Genomic DNA, 15,809 nt, shown 5'->3' on the forward strand with positions numbered 1-15,809 from the left:
ATTACCAACTTGATTGCTAGTTTAATTGCTTATTCTTTTCAAGAAAAGAAACCTGCTATCAAATTTGAAACATATAAGTCTGAACAATTAGCATTGTTTTTCTAAATCCTTAGCTCGAACTCAGGTTTATAAAAACCAGCATTTCAAGTTTTGTCTATTTAATGTTTGTAATACCAATAGCTATAGTTATAATTAGTTTAGTTGGCTTCTTATTTTATTAAGCGCAATATTTTTATGGAGGCTAAAGCTTATCTTTTAAATATTTTCCAGTTTCAGACGCTTTTACTTTAATGATATCTTCAGGAATTCCTGAGGTAACGAGGTTTCCTCCAGTTTCTCCACCTTTGGGTCCTAAGTCTATAATGTGATCAGCACATTTAATAAGTTCTAAATTATGCTCCACCACTATAATAGAATGCCCATTATCAATTAAAGCGTTAAAAGATTTTAGGAGTTTTTGAATGTCATGAAAATGTAAGCCAGTAGTCGGTTCGTCAAAAATAAATAGTGCTTTATCTTTCTTATTACCTTTACCCAAGAAGGATGCTAGTTTTATACGTTGCGCTTCACCACCAGAAAGGGTAGAAGAACTTTGTCCTAAAGTCACATAACCTAAGCCAACATCTTGCAAAGGTTGAAGTTTGTTTTTAATTTTGGTTTGTTTCTGATTATCAAAAAACTCAATGGCATTATCTATAGTTAAATTTAAAATATCATCAATGCTTTTATCTCCAAAAGTCACCTCAAGCACTTCTTTTTTAAAGCGTTTCCCTTTACAGGTTTCGCATTCTAAATGTACATCGGCCATGAACTGCATTTCAATAGTCACTTCACCTTCTCCTTTGCAAGTTTCACAACGTCCGCCATCTACATTAAAAGAAAAATGCTTTGCCTGATAATTCCTTATAGTGCTTAATTTCTGTTTTGAAAATAAAGCTCTTATGTCGTCGTAAGCTTTTATGTAGGTTACAGGGTTAGAGCGTGAAGAGCGACCAATGGGGTTTTGGTCTACAAATTCAATATGTTTGATATTACTAAAATTACCATTTAAACTACTAAATTGACCTGGTTTATCCCCAAAATCGGTTAATTTCTTTTGTAATGCAGGGTATAATATTTTTTTAACTAATGTGCTTTTTCCACTACCAGAAACCCCAGTTATTACAGTTAACATGCCTAGCGGAAAGCGAACATCGATATTTTTTAAATTATTCTCACGAGCTCCCTTGATATCTACATAGTATTTTGAGGTTCTTCGTTTTTCTGGCACTTCAATTTTTAATGACTCATTTAAATATTGAGCGGTTAAAGATTCTGATGCCAGAATATCTGCATAATTACCATGTGCAACCACATGACCACCAAAAGTTCCTGCCTCAGGACCTATATCTATAATATTATCTGCAGCCATCATTATATCTTCGTCATGCTCAACTACAATAACTGTGTTTCCTAAGTCTCTCAGTGATTTTAATACAGAAATTAAACGTTCTGTGTCTTTGGGGTGTAGACCAATACTAGGTTCATCTAAAATATACATAGATCCTACTAAACTACTCCCTAAGGATGTGGCTAGGTTAATACGTTGGCTTTCGCCTCCAGATAGGGTATTTGATTTTCTATTAAGTGTTAAATAGTCTAAACCGACATTTGACAGAAATGATAATCTATTATTAATTTCTTTTAGCAGTCTGGTAGCAATTTGCGTGTCGTAATCACTTAATTCTAGCTGCTTGAAAAAATTCGCTAATTTATCTAAAGGCATTTCTACCAAATCTGTAATAGTGGCACCGCCAATCTTTATATAATTCGCTTCAGAACGCAAACGTTTACCATTACATGCTTTACACTTTGTTTTTCCACGGTAGCGGGATAACATGACACGGTTTTGAATTTTATATGCTTTTGATTCTAATTCAGCGAAAAATGAATTTAATCCTTCAAAATATTGATTTCCATTCCAAATGAGTTGTTTTTGGGTATCACTTAGCTCGAAGTACGGTTTGTGAATAGGAAAATTAAATTTATGAGAATTGTTTACTAATTGATCCCTATACCAACCCACACTTTCTCCTCGCCATGGAAAAATAGCATTTTCATAAACAGAAAGCCCTGTGTTTGGTATTACTAAATCATCATCAATACCAATAATATCACCGTAGCCTTCACATTTAGGACAAGCACCATATGGGTTGTTAAAGCTAAATAAATGTACGTTTGGCTCTAAGAAATTAATACCATCCAATTCAAATCTATTGCTAAACATACGTTGCTTGTTGCTGCTTAAAATTTCTATTATACATTCGCCTTTCCCTTCAAAAAAAGCTGTCTGTATAGCGTCTGCTAATCGATTAAGAAAATCTTCTTCATTTTTAACAATAATCCTATCAACAACTAATAATATATTTTCTGTATCTGATGGCGTGTCAATTTCATCAATACGAGTCACCGAATCTTTTATTTTTACTCGAGCGTAACCTTGTTGTTGCAAGGCTTTGAGCTTATCTTGCATACTTCGGCCTTCTTCTAAATAAATAGGAGCGAGCAGTAGTAGTTTTTCTCTTTCGGGAAATGTTTTTAAATAATTTAAAACATCAGTTACTGTATCTTTTTTTACTTCATGACCAGAAATAGGTGAGTAGGTTTTACCAATTCTGGCGAACAATAGTTTTAAGTAATCGTAAATTTCTGTAGTAGTACCGACAGTAGACCTTGGGTTTGTTGAATTCACCTTTTGCTCAATAGCTATGGCTGGGGCGATTCCTTTTATGTAATCTACTTTGGGTTTGTTTAATCGACCCAAAAATTGACGAGCATAACTCGATAAACTTTCAACATAACGACGTTGACCTTCTGCATATAATGTATCAAAGGCTAAACTTGATTTTCCAGAGCCAGATAGTCCTGTAATGACCACCAATTTGTTTCTGGGTATTATTACATCGATATTTTTTAAGTTATGTAGTTTTGCACCTTTAATGATGATGTTTTCTTTAGGATCTACTTCAGAAATATTAGTATTCATAGGCTTTTTAAAGGAATAATTTTGCAAAGATACTATAACTATTGCAGCATAAAAAATGCATTGTATTGTAAGTAAATATTAAAAAAAGCGGTTATTTTTTTGTTTTTTCGAGTTTATTGTTGTTATATTTGAATTCCTTATTAACCTTAATATTTAACTCTCGCCTATAAGCAGAACATTACTTTTAAACATGTAACCCCAAGCAAAGAAGTCCTCTTCGATGCACTAAAAGTAATTATTATGCAATACGAATTAATTTCTGATGCTAATCTAGTTAGCAACTATATTAAAGGTAATGAAAGTGCTCTAGAAATCCTTATTACCAGACACAAACAAAAAATTTACAGCTTTATCTATTCTAAAGTTTATGATAAAGATGTTGCTGAAGATATTTTTCAAGATACTTTTATAAAAGTTATTAGGACTCTTAAACGTGGCTCTTATAATGAAGAAGGTAAGTTTTTACCATGGGTAATGCGGATATCTCATAATTTGGTTATTGATTTTTTTAGGAAAAACAAAAGAATGCCAAAATTTGATAACGCAGGAGAGTTTAGTATCTTTTCTGTTTTAAGCGACACCAGTTTAAATGCTGAAAAAAGCATTATTAAAGAGCAGGTTGAAAGTGATGTGAGAAGATTGGTAGACGAGCTTCCTGAAGACCAAAAGGAAGTATTATTGATGCGTATTTATAACGATATGAGTTTTAAAGAAATATCCGACAGAACAGGGGTTAGTATTAATACAGCTCTTGGTAGAATGCGTTATGCTTTGATAAATTTAAGGAAAATTATAGATAAGCATAACATTGTTTTAACAAATTAATACAATAAAGTAAATTTTGTTACGTTTATTATCTGAATTAATATTTAAATCGATAAAATGGCAAAAATTTACTCTGAAAATTCTATTAAAAATTTAAATGAACGTGAACCCAAAGAAGAAACGGTTAATTTTCTTCTAAATTATTCTAAGGCTTTAAGTGTTATAAATTATAATAAATTGAAGTTTGAAGCGCTTCTAAACTAAGTTTTCAAAAAGTCCTGATATTTTTATCAGGACTTTTTCAATTTATTGTAATCATTGATAACAGATTGCCTACCAATTGTTTTCGTGATAATATCTTTATCTAGATCCCAACCTCTTGCAGGGGAATATTGTCTTCCGTACCAAATAATCTGAAGGTGTAAGTCGTTCCATAGTTCTTTTGGAAATAGTCTTTTTGCATCTTTTTCTGTTTGCACAACATTTTTACCGTTACTTAAATTCCAACGATACATTAACCTATGTATGTGCGTGTCTACAGGGAAAGCAGGAATGCCAAAGGCTTGAGACATAACAACGCTGGCAGTTTTATGTCCAACGGCAGGCAAAGCTTCAAGTGCTTCAAAGTTTTGTGGTACTTTACCATTATGTTTTTTTATTAGTATTTCCGATAAACCATGAATACCTTTGCTTTTCATTGGGGATAAGCCAACTGGTTTTATAATGTTTCTTATTTCTTCTACAGATAATTTAATCATATCGTAGGGATTATCTGCTTTTTCAAATAGTAAAGGGGTTATTTTATTAACCCTAACATCAGTGCTTTGAGCGGACATCAGTACTGCTATTAATAAGGTATAAGGATCTTTATGATCTAAAGGAATAGGTATTTCTGGATAAAGTTTATATAGTGTATTAATAACAAAGTTTACTCTTTCTTGTTTGGTCATTCGTTTGTATTTTAGCAATAACAAAGTTATAAAATATGAACACATTAAAAGTAGGAGATAAGGCACCAAATTTTGAAGCTTTAGATGAGCTAGGAAATACGGTTAAATTATCAGATTTTAAAGGTAAAAAATTAGTGGTTTTCTTTTATCCAAAAGCGAATACCCCAACGTGTACAGTAGAAGCTTGTAATTTACGGGATGAATATACTGTCTTGAAAGAAAAGGGTTATGAGATTTTAGGCGTTAGCGCAGATACTCAAAAGAAACAATCAAATTTTAAAAAGAAATTTAATTTTCCATATCCATTATTAGCAGATGTTGATAAAGAAGTAATCAATGCTTTTGGTGTTTGGGGGGAGAAAAAATTTATGGGACGTACTTTTGATGGTATTCACCGTATTACTTTCGTTATTGACGAAGAAGGTGTGATTGAAAAAGTTGTTGATAAAGTAAAAGCCAAAATACATGCAGCCCAAATATTAGAATAAAAAAAGCCTTCTTGAAATTTTAAGAAGGCCTTTTTATAATTTTATAAAGTAATATTATCTATTTACGTTTAGCTAGGGTTAAAGGTTTTCTGGTATACCCAAATAAACGATAATCTTTAATTAAGTCTGCTGTGCCTTCTGGCACCATATCTTCCCATCCACGTTCACCTTCAGAAATCATGCGTAAAATTTCGCGAGAAAATATACTCATGATGCTTTTATCGTAATCTTCTATGTCGATTACTTTTCCATTGTATTTAAAGAATTTATATAATTCTTTCATACGTGGATATACTTTTAAATTTTCGCTATTAATTAATTCCCCAGTTTCAGGATCTAGCATTGGGTATAGGTAAACTTTTAAGTCTTTGAAAAATAATTTACCAAATGCTTCAAGAATACCACCGCTTATATGACGATAGTATTTTTCATCAAAAATATCAACCAAATTACTAACCCCCATAGCTAATCCCATTCTGGCTTTGGTGTAATTTGAAAAGTACTCGACAACCTTAAAGTATTCCTGAAAGTTAGAAATCATAACAGATTGTCCTAAAGAACATAGCAAATCTGCTCTGTCTATAAAATCTTGTTCATCAATTTCTCCTTCTGCTCTTAAATTTGATAGTGTGATTTCAAAAACGACTACGGTTTTATCAGGATTAACTTTACTTTCTTTTATAAACATTTCGTATGATTTCTCATACATTGCCATGTTTACCTTAGTTACAGGTCTGAAGCTGCCTCGTAGGGCCAAAATGTTCTTTTTGTAAAAAACTCTTGCTGGAAGTACATTTGTTCCATCAGGACCAAACACTACAGCATCTGTCATGCCATTTTTAACAAGCTGTAAGCTCATTAATCGGTTGTCGATATTTTGAAAGGCTGGTCCTGAAAAATTGATAGTATCAATTTCTAATTGATCCTTGTCTAAATGATCATATAGATAGCGTAGTAGTTTTTTAGGCTCGTTATATTTATAAAATGCACCATATATAAGGTTTGTGCCTAATACGCCAAGTGTTTCTTGCTGTAAACGTGCATCCGTTTCTTTAAATCTAAGATGTAAAAGAATCTCATTATAATCACCTGTAGCTTCAACTTGATATTTAATACCAACCCATCCGTGACCTTTGAATTGCTTCGCAAAGTCTATTGTAGCAACAGTATTAGCATATGTGAAAAATATTTTATTTGGATGTTTTTCTCGTGTTAACCTTGTTTCCATGAGGTCCATTTCATGGCTAAGCATTTTTCTTAAACGGTCTTCTGTTACATAACGGCCATCATCTTCAGCTCCATAAACAGCATCACTAAAATCCTTGTCATAGGCAGACATTGCTTTTGCAATGGTCCCTGAAGCCCCACCAGCTCTAAAAAAATGACGACAAGTCTCTTGACCTGCTCCAATTTCTGCAAATGTTCCGTAGATGTTTTCGTTTAAATTAATACGAAGTGCCTTCGATTTTAACGAAGGAACATCATTAAATTCTTTATCACCCTTTATGGTTATTTCCATATTATTTACTGGTTGTTTGTCCTGCTACAAAGGTATTAAATATGTATAGCAAACAAAAAAATAACGCTATTTTTGTGCAAAACTTAATGCAGTTGAAAGTAACTTTTTTAGGAACGGGAACATCACAAGGTATTCCAATTATTGGAAGCAAGCATCCTGTTTGTTTAAGTGCAAATTCAAAAGATAAAAGATTGCGTGTTTCTGTTTTAGTGGCCTGGGATAATTACACGTATGTGATTGATTGTGGACCGGATTTTAGATACCAAATGCTAAGGGCTGAATGTGATAGAATTGATGGTATTGTTTTTACTCATGAACATTCCGATCATGTATTGGGGTTGGATGATATTAGACCTTTTTATTTTAAGCAAGGCAATATTCCTATTTATGCACATAAGCGTGTGTTAAAATCATTGCGCAAACGGTTTGATTATATTTTTGCTACAAAAAATAAATACCCAGGAGCTCCAACTGTTATTACAAATCGAGTAAAAAACAAATCATTTAAACTAAAAAACATGAAAGTAATGCCTGTTAATGGTTTGCATGATGAGCTACAGGTATTTGGTTATAGATTTAATGATTTTGCGTATTTAACCGATATGAAAACTGTCTCAGATAAGGAGATTGAAAAAATTATAGGCGTAAAAGTATTAGTTATCAATGCTTTAAGAATAGATTCGCATCGTTCACATTTTAATTTAGAAGAAGCATTGCAGTTTATTGATAAAGTAAAACCGAAAAAGGCCTACTTAACTCATATTAGTCATTTACTTGGGTTTCATGAGGAAGTAGAGAAAACGTTGCCAGAGAATGTTTTTTTAGCATATGATGGTTTAGAAATAACAATTTAAATTAAAAAGTATGAAACAAAGGATTTTTATGTATTTGTTCGTTTTTACGGCATTATTGGTCTTATTTCAGTATGTGAATTCAAAGCGGATATTTGAAGATATAAATAATAAGCTCACTGCTCAAAAAACAGTATTAGAAAAATACAAAGATTCGGTAGCTGCTTTACAAGATGATATTTTGAAGCTTTCGCATTTTAATTTAGATAGAAATGAAGATGCTATTAGTTATTTTGAAAATGATGGTTATAATATATCTGAATTGATTCCTTTTATAAAAGATGAGCTTTACAAACTAAATGAAGTTAAAGGCGAGCATCCTATTGTACCTTATGTAGCTAGTGAGGGTAGAAAGATGATGATTAATACTGTGAAAATGTTAAATCACAAATGGATAATTGCTGATTTTTCCGATGGAGAGTATTGGGGAGAAATCTTTTTAACTTATGAGATAACTCAAGATAAACAGCTTAAATTTAATCTAGTTGAGTATTTCTTATACCCGTTTGACAGATAGTGTCTACTTAACCCTATAGGCAATACCTTTTTGTTTTTTTATTTCGCCTACATAGGAATATTCATAAGTATATGAAGAATCTGTTGTTGTTAAAATTTTTAAATGAATATCTTTTTGTTCCGCCATGTTTTTAGGCTTGATTGTTTTAAAAATAACTTCGCAGTCATTAATCCAACGTAGTTTAGACGAATCAATCTTATTATTGTAAACTTCAACCTGCAACTCGTTCGTTCTTTTGAATTTAGATGTAAACAATTCATCATTAATAATTACTTCACTATAGAATTCCCCAGTTTTATAGTCCTTACAATCACGAGCTGTTTCATAACAACTAACAACACTTAATAAAAGTATTAGGAATAGAAATCTCATACAATAACTTTAGGAGCAAATTTACTAAAGAATTGTACTAATTCTCAAAGTTTTTGAAACTTCCGTCAGAATAAAAAATAATAATACGTTCAATGTCCTTATCATTAGGTGTTTTAACTGGCAATTTTTCATTTACAGAGAAAAGATCTGTTTCTTTTTTAGGATGGGGTTCAGGTTCTTTAAGGTTACTTTTTGAAGGAAAATCTCCTTTTCCATTAAATAGCCAATACAAATCAACTTCAGGAAATGAGGAAAGGATTTTTAAGATGAAGTCTAAGCTGGGTTTATTTCTACCAGATAATATATGTGAAATACTTGAACGTTGTACGCCAATTTTCTCAGCAAAAGAGGAAGCAGATTCCCCATAGTAATCCATTACTTTTTGTAATCTGTTTACAAAATCATTCATGTTTACCATTGTAAACTATATTTTATTGTTGTTTTTACAAATGTAACAAATTTATGTTAGGCGATAGGGTTTTTCTGGAATTATATAGATTTTTAATGATACTTTTACTTTATGTAATAAACCATAAAATACTAATTAACAAATATTTATATATTAAAAATTATATTAAGACTATTCAAGTAAACATCTGTAGCTTAATCATTAAATGTTTGTATATAAATGTGAACATTTGCTTTATTTAATGTGTTTACATTTGTGAATTTGTAATTGTTTAACTTTGTCAACATAAAAAAACAGTATGCAAGTAGAAGAAATAAAATCTTTATTTTCAAAACATAAAGAAACCAACTTATCACACCGTTATATAACCAACAAGCATATAGTACCTCTCTTAAACAACCTAAAAGAATATGTTGCTATAGAAACCATTGGTAAATCGGTTTTAAACAACCCTATTTACGGACTTAAAGTTGGTGAAGGAAAAAAGCGAATTTTAATGTGGTCACAAATGCATGGTAATGAGTCGACCACGACTAAAGCTTTATTTGATCTATTAAACACACTTTTAGATTCAGATACTAATTGTAAAAACATTGTAGAAGCCTGTACTTTATATGTTATACCTATACTTAATCCAGATGGCGCAGCGGCTTACACGCGGATAAATGCTAACAGAGTTGATTTAAATAGAGACGCTCAAAATTTATCTCAGCCAGAGAGTAAAACTTTAAGAACCGTCTTTGAATCTTTTAAACCTCATTTTTGCTTTAATTTACATGGCCAACGAACTATTTTTAGTGCTGGAAATGCCAATAAATCTGCAACAGTATCATTTTTGGCACCTGCACAAGATGAAGCCTGTACAATAACACCCAACAGAAAGATTGCTATGGAGGTTATCAATATTATGAATGATGCTTTACAAAAGATTATCCCTAATCAAGTAGGAGTCTATGATGATGCATTTAATTTAAATTGTGTTGGTGATACATTTCAAAATGAAAATATTCCAACAATTTTATTTGAAGCGGGCCATTATAAAGATGATTATGGGCGGGAAGTTACCCGAGAACTTATTTACATCTCATATATTTCATCATTAAATTATATTGCTAATAATGCTGTTAAAGGGGATAATTATAAACATTATTTAGAAATACCAGAAAATGAAAAATGTTTTTTCGATGTCATTATAAGAAATGCTAAGGTTCCAGGTAATTCTAATGAAAAAATTAATGACATAGCAATTCAATATCAGGAAAAATTGATCGATAATAAAATTGAATTTCTTCCTAAAATTGAAAAAATTGAAAATTTAGATACTTTTTATGGACATAAAGAAATCAATGCCAATGACTTTGCGGTTTTAGATGTTGACAATAAATTGGTGAAAATCAATTACGAAAACGTTTTCGTAATAATAAATAATGAGAAAATCGCATTAATAACGAAATAAAACATATGGATTATGCATAATTATTAATGAAAATGTATTAATTTTGCTTTTTATTTAAGAATACTTAATTATGGGGAAAATCAAATTAGACGAAATCGACCATCAAATTCTTGATATGTTAATCGATAACACAAGAATACCATTTACAGACATTGCAAAGAAATTATTAATTTCTGCAGGTACCGTACATGTACGTGTAAAAAAAATGGAAGAATCCGGAATTATAAAAGGCTCTTCATTAATGCTAGATTATAAAAAGCTTGGTTATTCATTTATAGCATACGTAGGGGTGTATTTAAATAATACGTCTCAAACTAAGTTTGTTTTAGAACGCATCAATGAAATTGCATACGTTACTGTAGCGCATATAACTACAGGGAAATTCAATATTTTCTGTAAAATTAGGGCCAAAAGTACTGAACATGCTAAAGAAGTTATTTTCCTATTAGATGATATAGAAGGTGTATACAGAACAGAAACTATGATATCTTTAGAGGAAAGCATAAATGATAAAAAACGTCTAATGCATTCTATATTTAAAAATATGTAGCATTATTAGTTCTTTTATTTTTGGAGAATATAACATAAAAAAGCTCTTTTAAAGAAAAGAGCTTTTTTATGTTATTAACTTTTTTCACAGCAAAAGCAATTATTAGCTTTGTAATAGCCTCTTTTATGCAAAGACTGTATAATTCGTTCTTTGAATTTTAAACTATACACTTCAAATTTTGTATAACCAAAATTACTAATACTTATTGAAGAATCAAGAGCTTGTACATAATGCCACCAATTTTGTGGTACGAATAATATATCTCCTGGCTCTAGAATAACGCTTTTAAAGTCATTGTTCAAAAACTTAGGAAATTTATCCTCATCAAAATTATTAATATCTACTTCGCTAGCTACAGCACCATAAATGTGTTTACTACTTGGGTACATCGTTTTATTAAATTTTGTTGAAGAAATTATAAACATCTTTTTGCCTCTTATTTGAGCATACAAATTATTAGCAGTATCTGCATGAAAACCAGAAATAGTACCTGAAGGGCCAATCCAAGCTGTTATATCGTTTACTTTTGTGTGTTTTCCAAAAAAAGGAAAATTGATATCATTTTTAAGCTCTGGGTAGTATTTAAAAATGTCTAATGTTGTTAAATAATCTTTAAAATCTTTATTGTTAGATTCTGCTTCTTTTAGTTGCATTATATACTCTTTAAAAGATGCCTTTCTATATCTGTTATCGTCTTGAATGAAATTATCTGATAGCAAGTATATATCTTTATCATCCTTAAGTCTTAGGAAAAAATCTAAATCCCATCTTTTTACAGCTTCCCATTCTTTAGCGATTCCTTTTATGATAACAGGTTTTTTCTTTTTAAAATATTCCTTTTTAAAGGATACAGCGTCTATAGATGTTATTTCTTCAATCGGTTGACTTTGATCCAAGATCTTAGAGACTATATTCATTTTGTGTAATTTTAGGGTTCAAATAACCTATAAAAACTATTTCTATTAGATAAAAGTATCGAAATATTTAATTCTATTTTATTTATATCATATTATTTAGATTAATTGATCAATTATTTCGATATACTAACTTTATGTGTAGAGTTAATTTTGTGTTGTTATCATAGTAATTATGTAATTCAAAGAATAATTTTGATATTCCAGATAGGTTGTAAGACATTTGGAATCTATTAAAAAAGAATTAATTGCTTAGCTTTTTAATAGCATATAGAGAATGATAAAATAACTAAAAAAAATTAAAATGAACTTGTTAAAATCATTAAACTATAATTTCACACAAGATTTTTTTGAAAAAAATGTGTTTAATAACTTATATAATGGTGTATATAATAAAATTAATGATCAGAATTATATTAATTCTAATTCAAGTTTAGAAAAAGAATCTCTCGATAACATTTATTTAATAGAGTTTGTTCCTTCATTTTTTGAATTAAAACTAAATAATAAAGAATTACCATTATCTGTATTTAAGTATAAATACTTTAAAGGGTTCATGTGTGACTTATCTAAAGCTAGTAATGTTAAAGAATACATGATTAAACAGTTAGGTAAAAGTGGAAATAAGTTAGTAATAAGACGCTTAAAAAGGCTTGAAACTTGTTTTGATATAAGCTACAAAGTGTATTGTGGTGATATAGAAGAAGCTAAATGTGCAGAGATAATAGAAAGATTGCGTTTAATGATAGAAAAGCGATTTGTACAAAGAGGAGATGTACACAGTAGTTTAAAAAACTGGGATTATTATAAGAAAGCAACTTATAATATGATTCTTGATAAAAAAGCTTGCTTGTTTGTTATATATAGCAATAATATACCCATCTCTATAAGTCTAGATTATTTGTACGAAAATATTTTTGAAAGTGCAATTAGCTCTTATGAAATAGATTACTCTAAATTTGGTTTAGGAAACATTATTATATTGAAAAAGATGGAATGGTGTTTTGATAATGGATATCATGTTTTTAATATGAGATATGGCGATTATCCATATAAGCGTTATTGGTGTAATACTGTTTTTGACTACACAAGTCATGTGATTTTCAACAAAAAATCTTTAAGTAAAACCTTTAAGGCATTTTTAATTAAAAAAGTCAATCAAGCAATGGGCTATATAATTATGAATAAAGAACGTTTTGTGATACTTACTAAATTAAAGTCTTTATTGAGAAATAAAAATAAGCATGTTGATGACACTAAAAACAATAGCACTGATTTAGTTTTTGAGGAAATAGAAGATTATAATCATTTAAAAGGGAGTAAACGTGACATTATTGATCTCACCAAAGATAAATATGCATTCTTAAGAAAATATGTTTATGATTTTCAATATTTACAATCCGCTAGATATGATAATATATCAATCTATGAGATAAAAGATAATGATAATAAAATTTATCAAATAGAGAATGATAAGGTAAATAAGTTTTTTTCTATTAAACCTAATATTTTACTTGAGACTATTACTAAATAAGTTAAAAATGCTTGATTTGAAAATTACATATAACTTTTTATAATAAATTACAATGGTATTTAATTCATTAGAGTTTTTCATTTTTTTATTTATTGTTTTTATTCTCTATTGGTTTTTATTTAAAAAAAGTGTAAAAAAGCAGAATATCTTATTACTTATAGCCAGTTATGTATTTTATGGATGGTGGGATTGGAGATTCCTTTCTTTAATTATTTTAAGCACCACTGTAGATTACTTTGTTGGTATCATGATAGATTCCAATAATAAATCATCAAAAAGAAAATTATGGTTATGGTGTAGTGTAGCTTTTAATGTTGGTCTTTTAGGTTTTTTTAAATATTATAACTTTTTTGTAGACTCTTGGATAGATATGTTTTCCCTTTTTGGGTACAATATGGGAAGTACATGGACATTGAAAGTTATCCTTCCAGTTGGGATTTCTTTTTATACGTTTCAAACCATGTCGTATTCTTTTGATATCTATTATAAAAAACTTAAACCAACAAAAGATTATTTATCGTTTGCTGCGTTTGTAAGTTTCTTTCCTCAATTAGTAGCAGGACCTATAGAAAGAGCAACAAATTTACTCTCTCAAATAATAACCAAAAGAACGTTTAGTTACAACCAATCTGTAAGTGGTTTAAAATTAATATTATGGGGGTTATTTAAAAAAGTGGTAATAGCTGATGCATTAGCTCCTATTGTCAATGATATTTTCGCTAATTATTCTGATTATTCAGCTTCTACGCTTATTATGGGAGTTACATTGTTTAGTTTCCAAATATATGGAGACTTTAGTGGCTACTCAGATATAGCCATAGGTACTGCAAAACTTTTTGGAATAGAGTTGATGTCTAATTTTAAATTTCCATATTTTTCAAGAAATATAGCAGAGTTTTGGAGACGATGGCATATATCTTTATCTACATGGTTTAGATATTATATTTATATACCATTAGGAGGGTCTCATCATAGTAAATGGATATCACTAAAGAATATTACTATTGTTTTTTTAGTTAGTGGGTTTTGGCATGGAGCAAACTGGACTTATATTTTTTGGGGAGCTTTGCATGCTTTGGCATTTATTCCAGTTTTTTTAATAGGAAAAAATAAGATATATAAAGATTCTATTGTTGGAGAGAATAGGTTATTTCCTTCTATTGTAGAGGTGTTTAAAATTATAAAGGTCTTTTCATTAGTTACATTTTCGTGGATTTTTTTCAGATCAGAATCTATAATGGATGCTTTTAATTTTATCTATAAAATAATCACTGATTTTTCATTTGAAACTTATCTCCATCCTAAGGGTTATCGAATGATAGACTATTATGTTCTTTTAATTGTATTTGTTTTGTACGAATATATAATAAGAAAAGATGAACGTACTCCGTTTAAATTCAAATCTAAATTTACAAGATTTGTTATCTACACGCTAATTATATTTACTATGCTTTTATTTTATGATAGTAGTATAGATAGATCATTTATTTACTTTCAATTTTAATATGATGAAAAAGTTTTTTTTTAAAAGTGGATTATATGTGATTCTAATTTTACTAACATTAGAAATATTAGTACGTGTTACACATTTAAGTAAAGACAACCCTACTAGGTTTGTTGATGAGTTTAATGTAGAGAAATGGGAACCAAACCAAAAAGGGCATTCTGTAACAGGGAATCGGCTTCAAAACTTCTCTGAGTTTAATATTAACAATTCAGGGTATAACTCTTATCGTGAGTTTGTACCATCTATAGATAAAGTTGAATTAGCATTGGTGGGTGATTCATTTATCCAAGGATTTCATCAAAATTATTATAATTCTATAGGAAAGAAAATAGAGGATAGGCTAGAGGGAATTGAGGTTTATGAATATGGATATGCTGGTTATGATTTGGCAGATCAATTGCATTTAATTCATGCTTATAAAGAAACTTTTGATAAGATTGATCATGTAGTTATTGGACTAAAGTTTGATGACGATTTGATTAGAAAAGAGTATAAATTAGTACAAGATAGAATGCACCTAGAGTCCCCTTTCTACAAAAAAATACGTAGCATAAAACTATTAGTTTATACTCAAAATATTGGAGTTCTTGATCCGCTATGGAAATTGGCAGGAAAGCTATCTTCAATTGGAAAAAAAAATAAAGTGTTATTAAAAAGAACTGAAACTAAGAATGACATTAAAGAAAAGTATATAACCTATATAGAAAACTTTAAAAGTTTAATTAAAAAATATGGTTTTGATAAAAACCGCTTTACATTTCTTTTAGATACTAATGTTACACCACAAATTTTTTTAAACTACTTAAAGGATAACAATTTTAAATATATAGATACCTATGTTGCTTTAAATTCTTCTAAAAAACCAACAACGCTAATATATGATATGCATTGGAATAATCATGGGAGAGATATAATTGCAGATATAATTATAAATTATTATAAATTATTATAA

General features: G+C 29.6%; 16 protein-coding genes and 1 pseudogene. 11 read left to right on the forward strand and 6 right to left on the reverse strand.

From position 1 onward, the window contains the following. Positions 1–105, forward strand: a pseudogene (locus EM932_RS21480) (IS982 family transposase); the annotation flags it as partial. A gap of 136 nt (positions 106–241) precedes the next feature. Here EM932_RS21480 and uvrA read toward each other — a convergent pair. Next, on the reverse strand, positions 242–3,025 hold the full coding sequence (gene uvrA, locus EM932_RS03705) for an excinuclease ABC subunit UvrA (protein WP_135875631.1): 2,784 nt from the start codon (positions 3,023–3,025) through the stop codon (positions 242–244). Between the two features lie 240 nt (positions 3,026–3,265). On the opposite strand from uvrA, the gene EM932_RS03710 reads away from it, so the two are divergent. Beyond that, positions 3,266–3,850: an RNA polymerase sigma factor gene (locus EM932_RS03710; protein ID WP_135875633.1), complete on the forward strand. Its 585-nt coding sequence runs from the start codon at positions 3,266–3,268 to the stop codon at positions 3,848–3,850. Between the two features lie 57 nt (positions 3,851–3,907). Next, positions 3,908–4,054 (forward strand): hypothetical protein, encoded by a 147-nt coding sequence (locus EM932_RS20820; RefSeq protein WP_170179713.1) that lies wholly within the window; start codon positions 3,908–3,910, stop codon positions 4,052–4,054. Positions 4,055–4,080: 26 nt separating this feature from the next. On the opposite strand, the gene EM932_RS03715 is transcribed toward EM932_RS20820, so the two are convergent. Then, entirely contained in the window at positions 4,081–4,740 is a 660-nt protein-coding gene (locus EM932_RS03715) for an endonuclease III domain-containing protein (RefSeq protein WP_135875635.1), read from the reverse strand. 35 nt (positions 4,741–4,775) lie between these two features. Between EM932_RS03715 and bcp the strand changes: the two genes are divergently transcribed. Next, the gene (bcp, locus tag EM932_RS03720; protein ID WP_135875637.1) at positions 4,776–5,228 is read left to right on the forward strand and encodes a thioredoxin-dependent thiol peroxidase; all 453 of its coding nucleotides are present in this window, start codon (positions 4,776–4,778) and stop codon (positions 5,226–5,228) included. Positions 5,229–5,286: 58 nt separating this feature from the next. Here bcp and EM932_RS03725 read toward each other — a convergent pair whose 3' ends face one another. Continuing rightward, entirely contained in the window at positions 5,287–6,747 is a 1,461-nt protein-coding gene (locus EM932_RS03725; RefSeq protein WP_135875638.1) for a TonB-dependent receptor, read from the reverse strand. 92 nt (positions 6,748–6,839) lie between these two features. Here EM932_RS03725 and EM932_RS03730 point away from each other — a divergent pair, with 92 nt between their 5' ends. After that, positions 6,840–7,601: an MBL fold metallo-hydrolase gene (locus tag EM932_RS03730; protein ID WP_135875953.1), complete on the forward strand. Its 762-nt coding sequence runs from the start codon at positions 6,840–6,842 to the stop codon at positions 7,599–7,601. A 10-nt stretch (positions 7,602–7,611) separates the two neighbouring features. Then, positions 7,612–8,115: a hydrolase gene (locus EM932_RS03735; protein ID WP_135875640.1), complete on the forward strand. Its 504-nt coding sequence runs from the start codon at positions 7,612–7,614 to the stop codon at positions 8,113–8,115. Positions 8,116–8,118: 3 nt separating this feature from the next. On the opposite strand, the gene EM932_RS03740 is transcribed toward EM932_RS03735, so the two are convergent. Together EM932_RS03740 and EM932_RS03745 are read right to left on the reverse strand one after the other, a co-directional pair. After that, positions 8,119–8,487, reverse strand: a complete 369-nt coding sequence (locus EM932_RS03740) for a DNA topoisomerase IV (protein ID WP_135875642.1) — start codon at positions 8,485–8,487, stop codon at positions 8,119–8,121. A gap of 37 nt (positions 8,488–8,524) precedes the next feature. After that, a complete protein-coding gene (locus EM932_RS03745) occupies positions 8,525–8,905 on the reverse strand; it encodes a helix-turn-helix domain-containing protein (RefSeq protein ID WP_135875644.1) in 381 nt (126 codons plus the stop codon). Positions 8,906–9,194: 289 nt separating this feature from the next. Here EM932_RS03745 and EM932_RS03750 point away from each other — a divergent pair, with 289 nt between their 5' ends. Both EM932_RS03750 and EM932_RS03755 read left to right on the forward strand, forming a co-directional pair. Next, the gene (locus tag EM932_RS03750; protein ID WP_135875646.1) at positions 9,195–10,352 is read left to right on the forward strand and encodes a M14 family metallopeptidase; all 1,158 of its coding nucleotides are present in this window, start codon (positions 9,195–9,197) and stop codon (positions 10,350–10,352) included. 70 nt (positions 10,353–10,422) lie between these two features. Then, positions 10,423–10,902 carry an Lrp/AsnC family transcriptional regulator gene (locus EM932_RS03755; RefSeq protein ID WP_135875648.1) on the forward strand — a complete coding sequence of 160 codons (480 nt, stop codon included), beginning with the start codon at positions 10,423–10,425 and terminating at the stop codon, positions 10,900–10,902. A gap of 74 nt (positions 10,903–10,976) precedes the next feature. Here the strand turns inward: EM932_RS03755 and EM932_RS03760 are convergent, their stop codons facing one another. Continuing rightward, the gene (locus EM932_RS03760; RefSeq protein WP_135875650.1) at positions 10,977–11,819 is read right to left on the reverse strand and encodes a cupin-like domain-containing protein; all 843 of its coding nucleotides are present in this window, start codon (positions 11,817–11,819) and stop codon (positions 10,977–10,979) included. Positions 11,820–12,120: 301 nt separating this feature from the next. On the opposite strand from EM932_RS03760, the gene EM932_RS03765 reads away from it, so the two are divergent. The 3 genes from EM932_RS03765 to EM932_RS03775 are packed head-to-tail and all read left to right on the forward strand — an operon-like array spanning position 12,121 to position 15,809. Continuing rightward, positions 12,121–13,350 carry a GNAT family N-acetyltransferase gene (locus EM932_RS03765; protein WP_135875652.1) on the forward strand — a complete coding sequence of 410 codons (1,230 nt, stop codon included), beginning with the start codon at positions 12,121–12,123 and terminating at the stop codon, positions 13,348–13,350. A 52-nt stretch (positions 13,351–13,402) separates the two neighbouring features. Next, positions 13,403–14,854: an MBOAT family O-acyltransferase gene (locus EM932_RS03770; RefSeq protein WP_135875654.1), complete on the forward strand. Its 1,452-nt coding sequence runs from the start codon at positions 13,403–13,405 to the stop codon at positions 14,852–14,854. Between the two features lie 4 nt (positions 14,855–14,858). Then, on the forward strand, positions 14,859–15,809 hold the full coding sequence (locus tag EM932_RS03775) for a PLP-dependent aminotransferase family protein (protein WP_135875955.1): 951 nt from the start codon (positions 14,859–14,861) through the stop codon (positions 15,807–15,809).

Source organism: Flavivirga rizhaonensis, assembly GCF_004791695.1.
In the GTDB taxonomy this organism is placed as follows: domain Bacteria; phylum Bacteroidota; class Bacteroidia; order Flavobacteriales; family Flavobacteriaceae; genus Flavivirga; species Flavivirga rizhaonensis.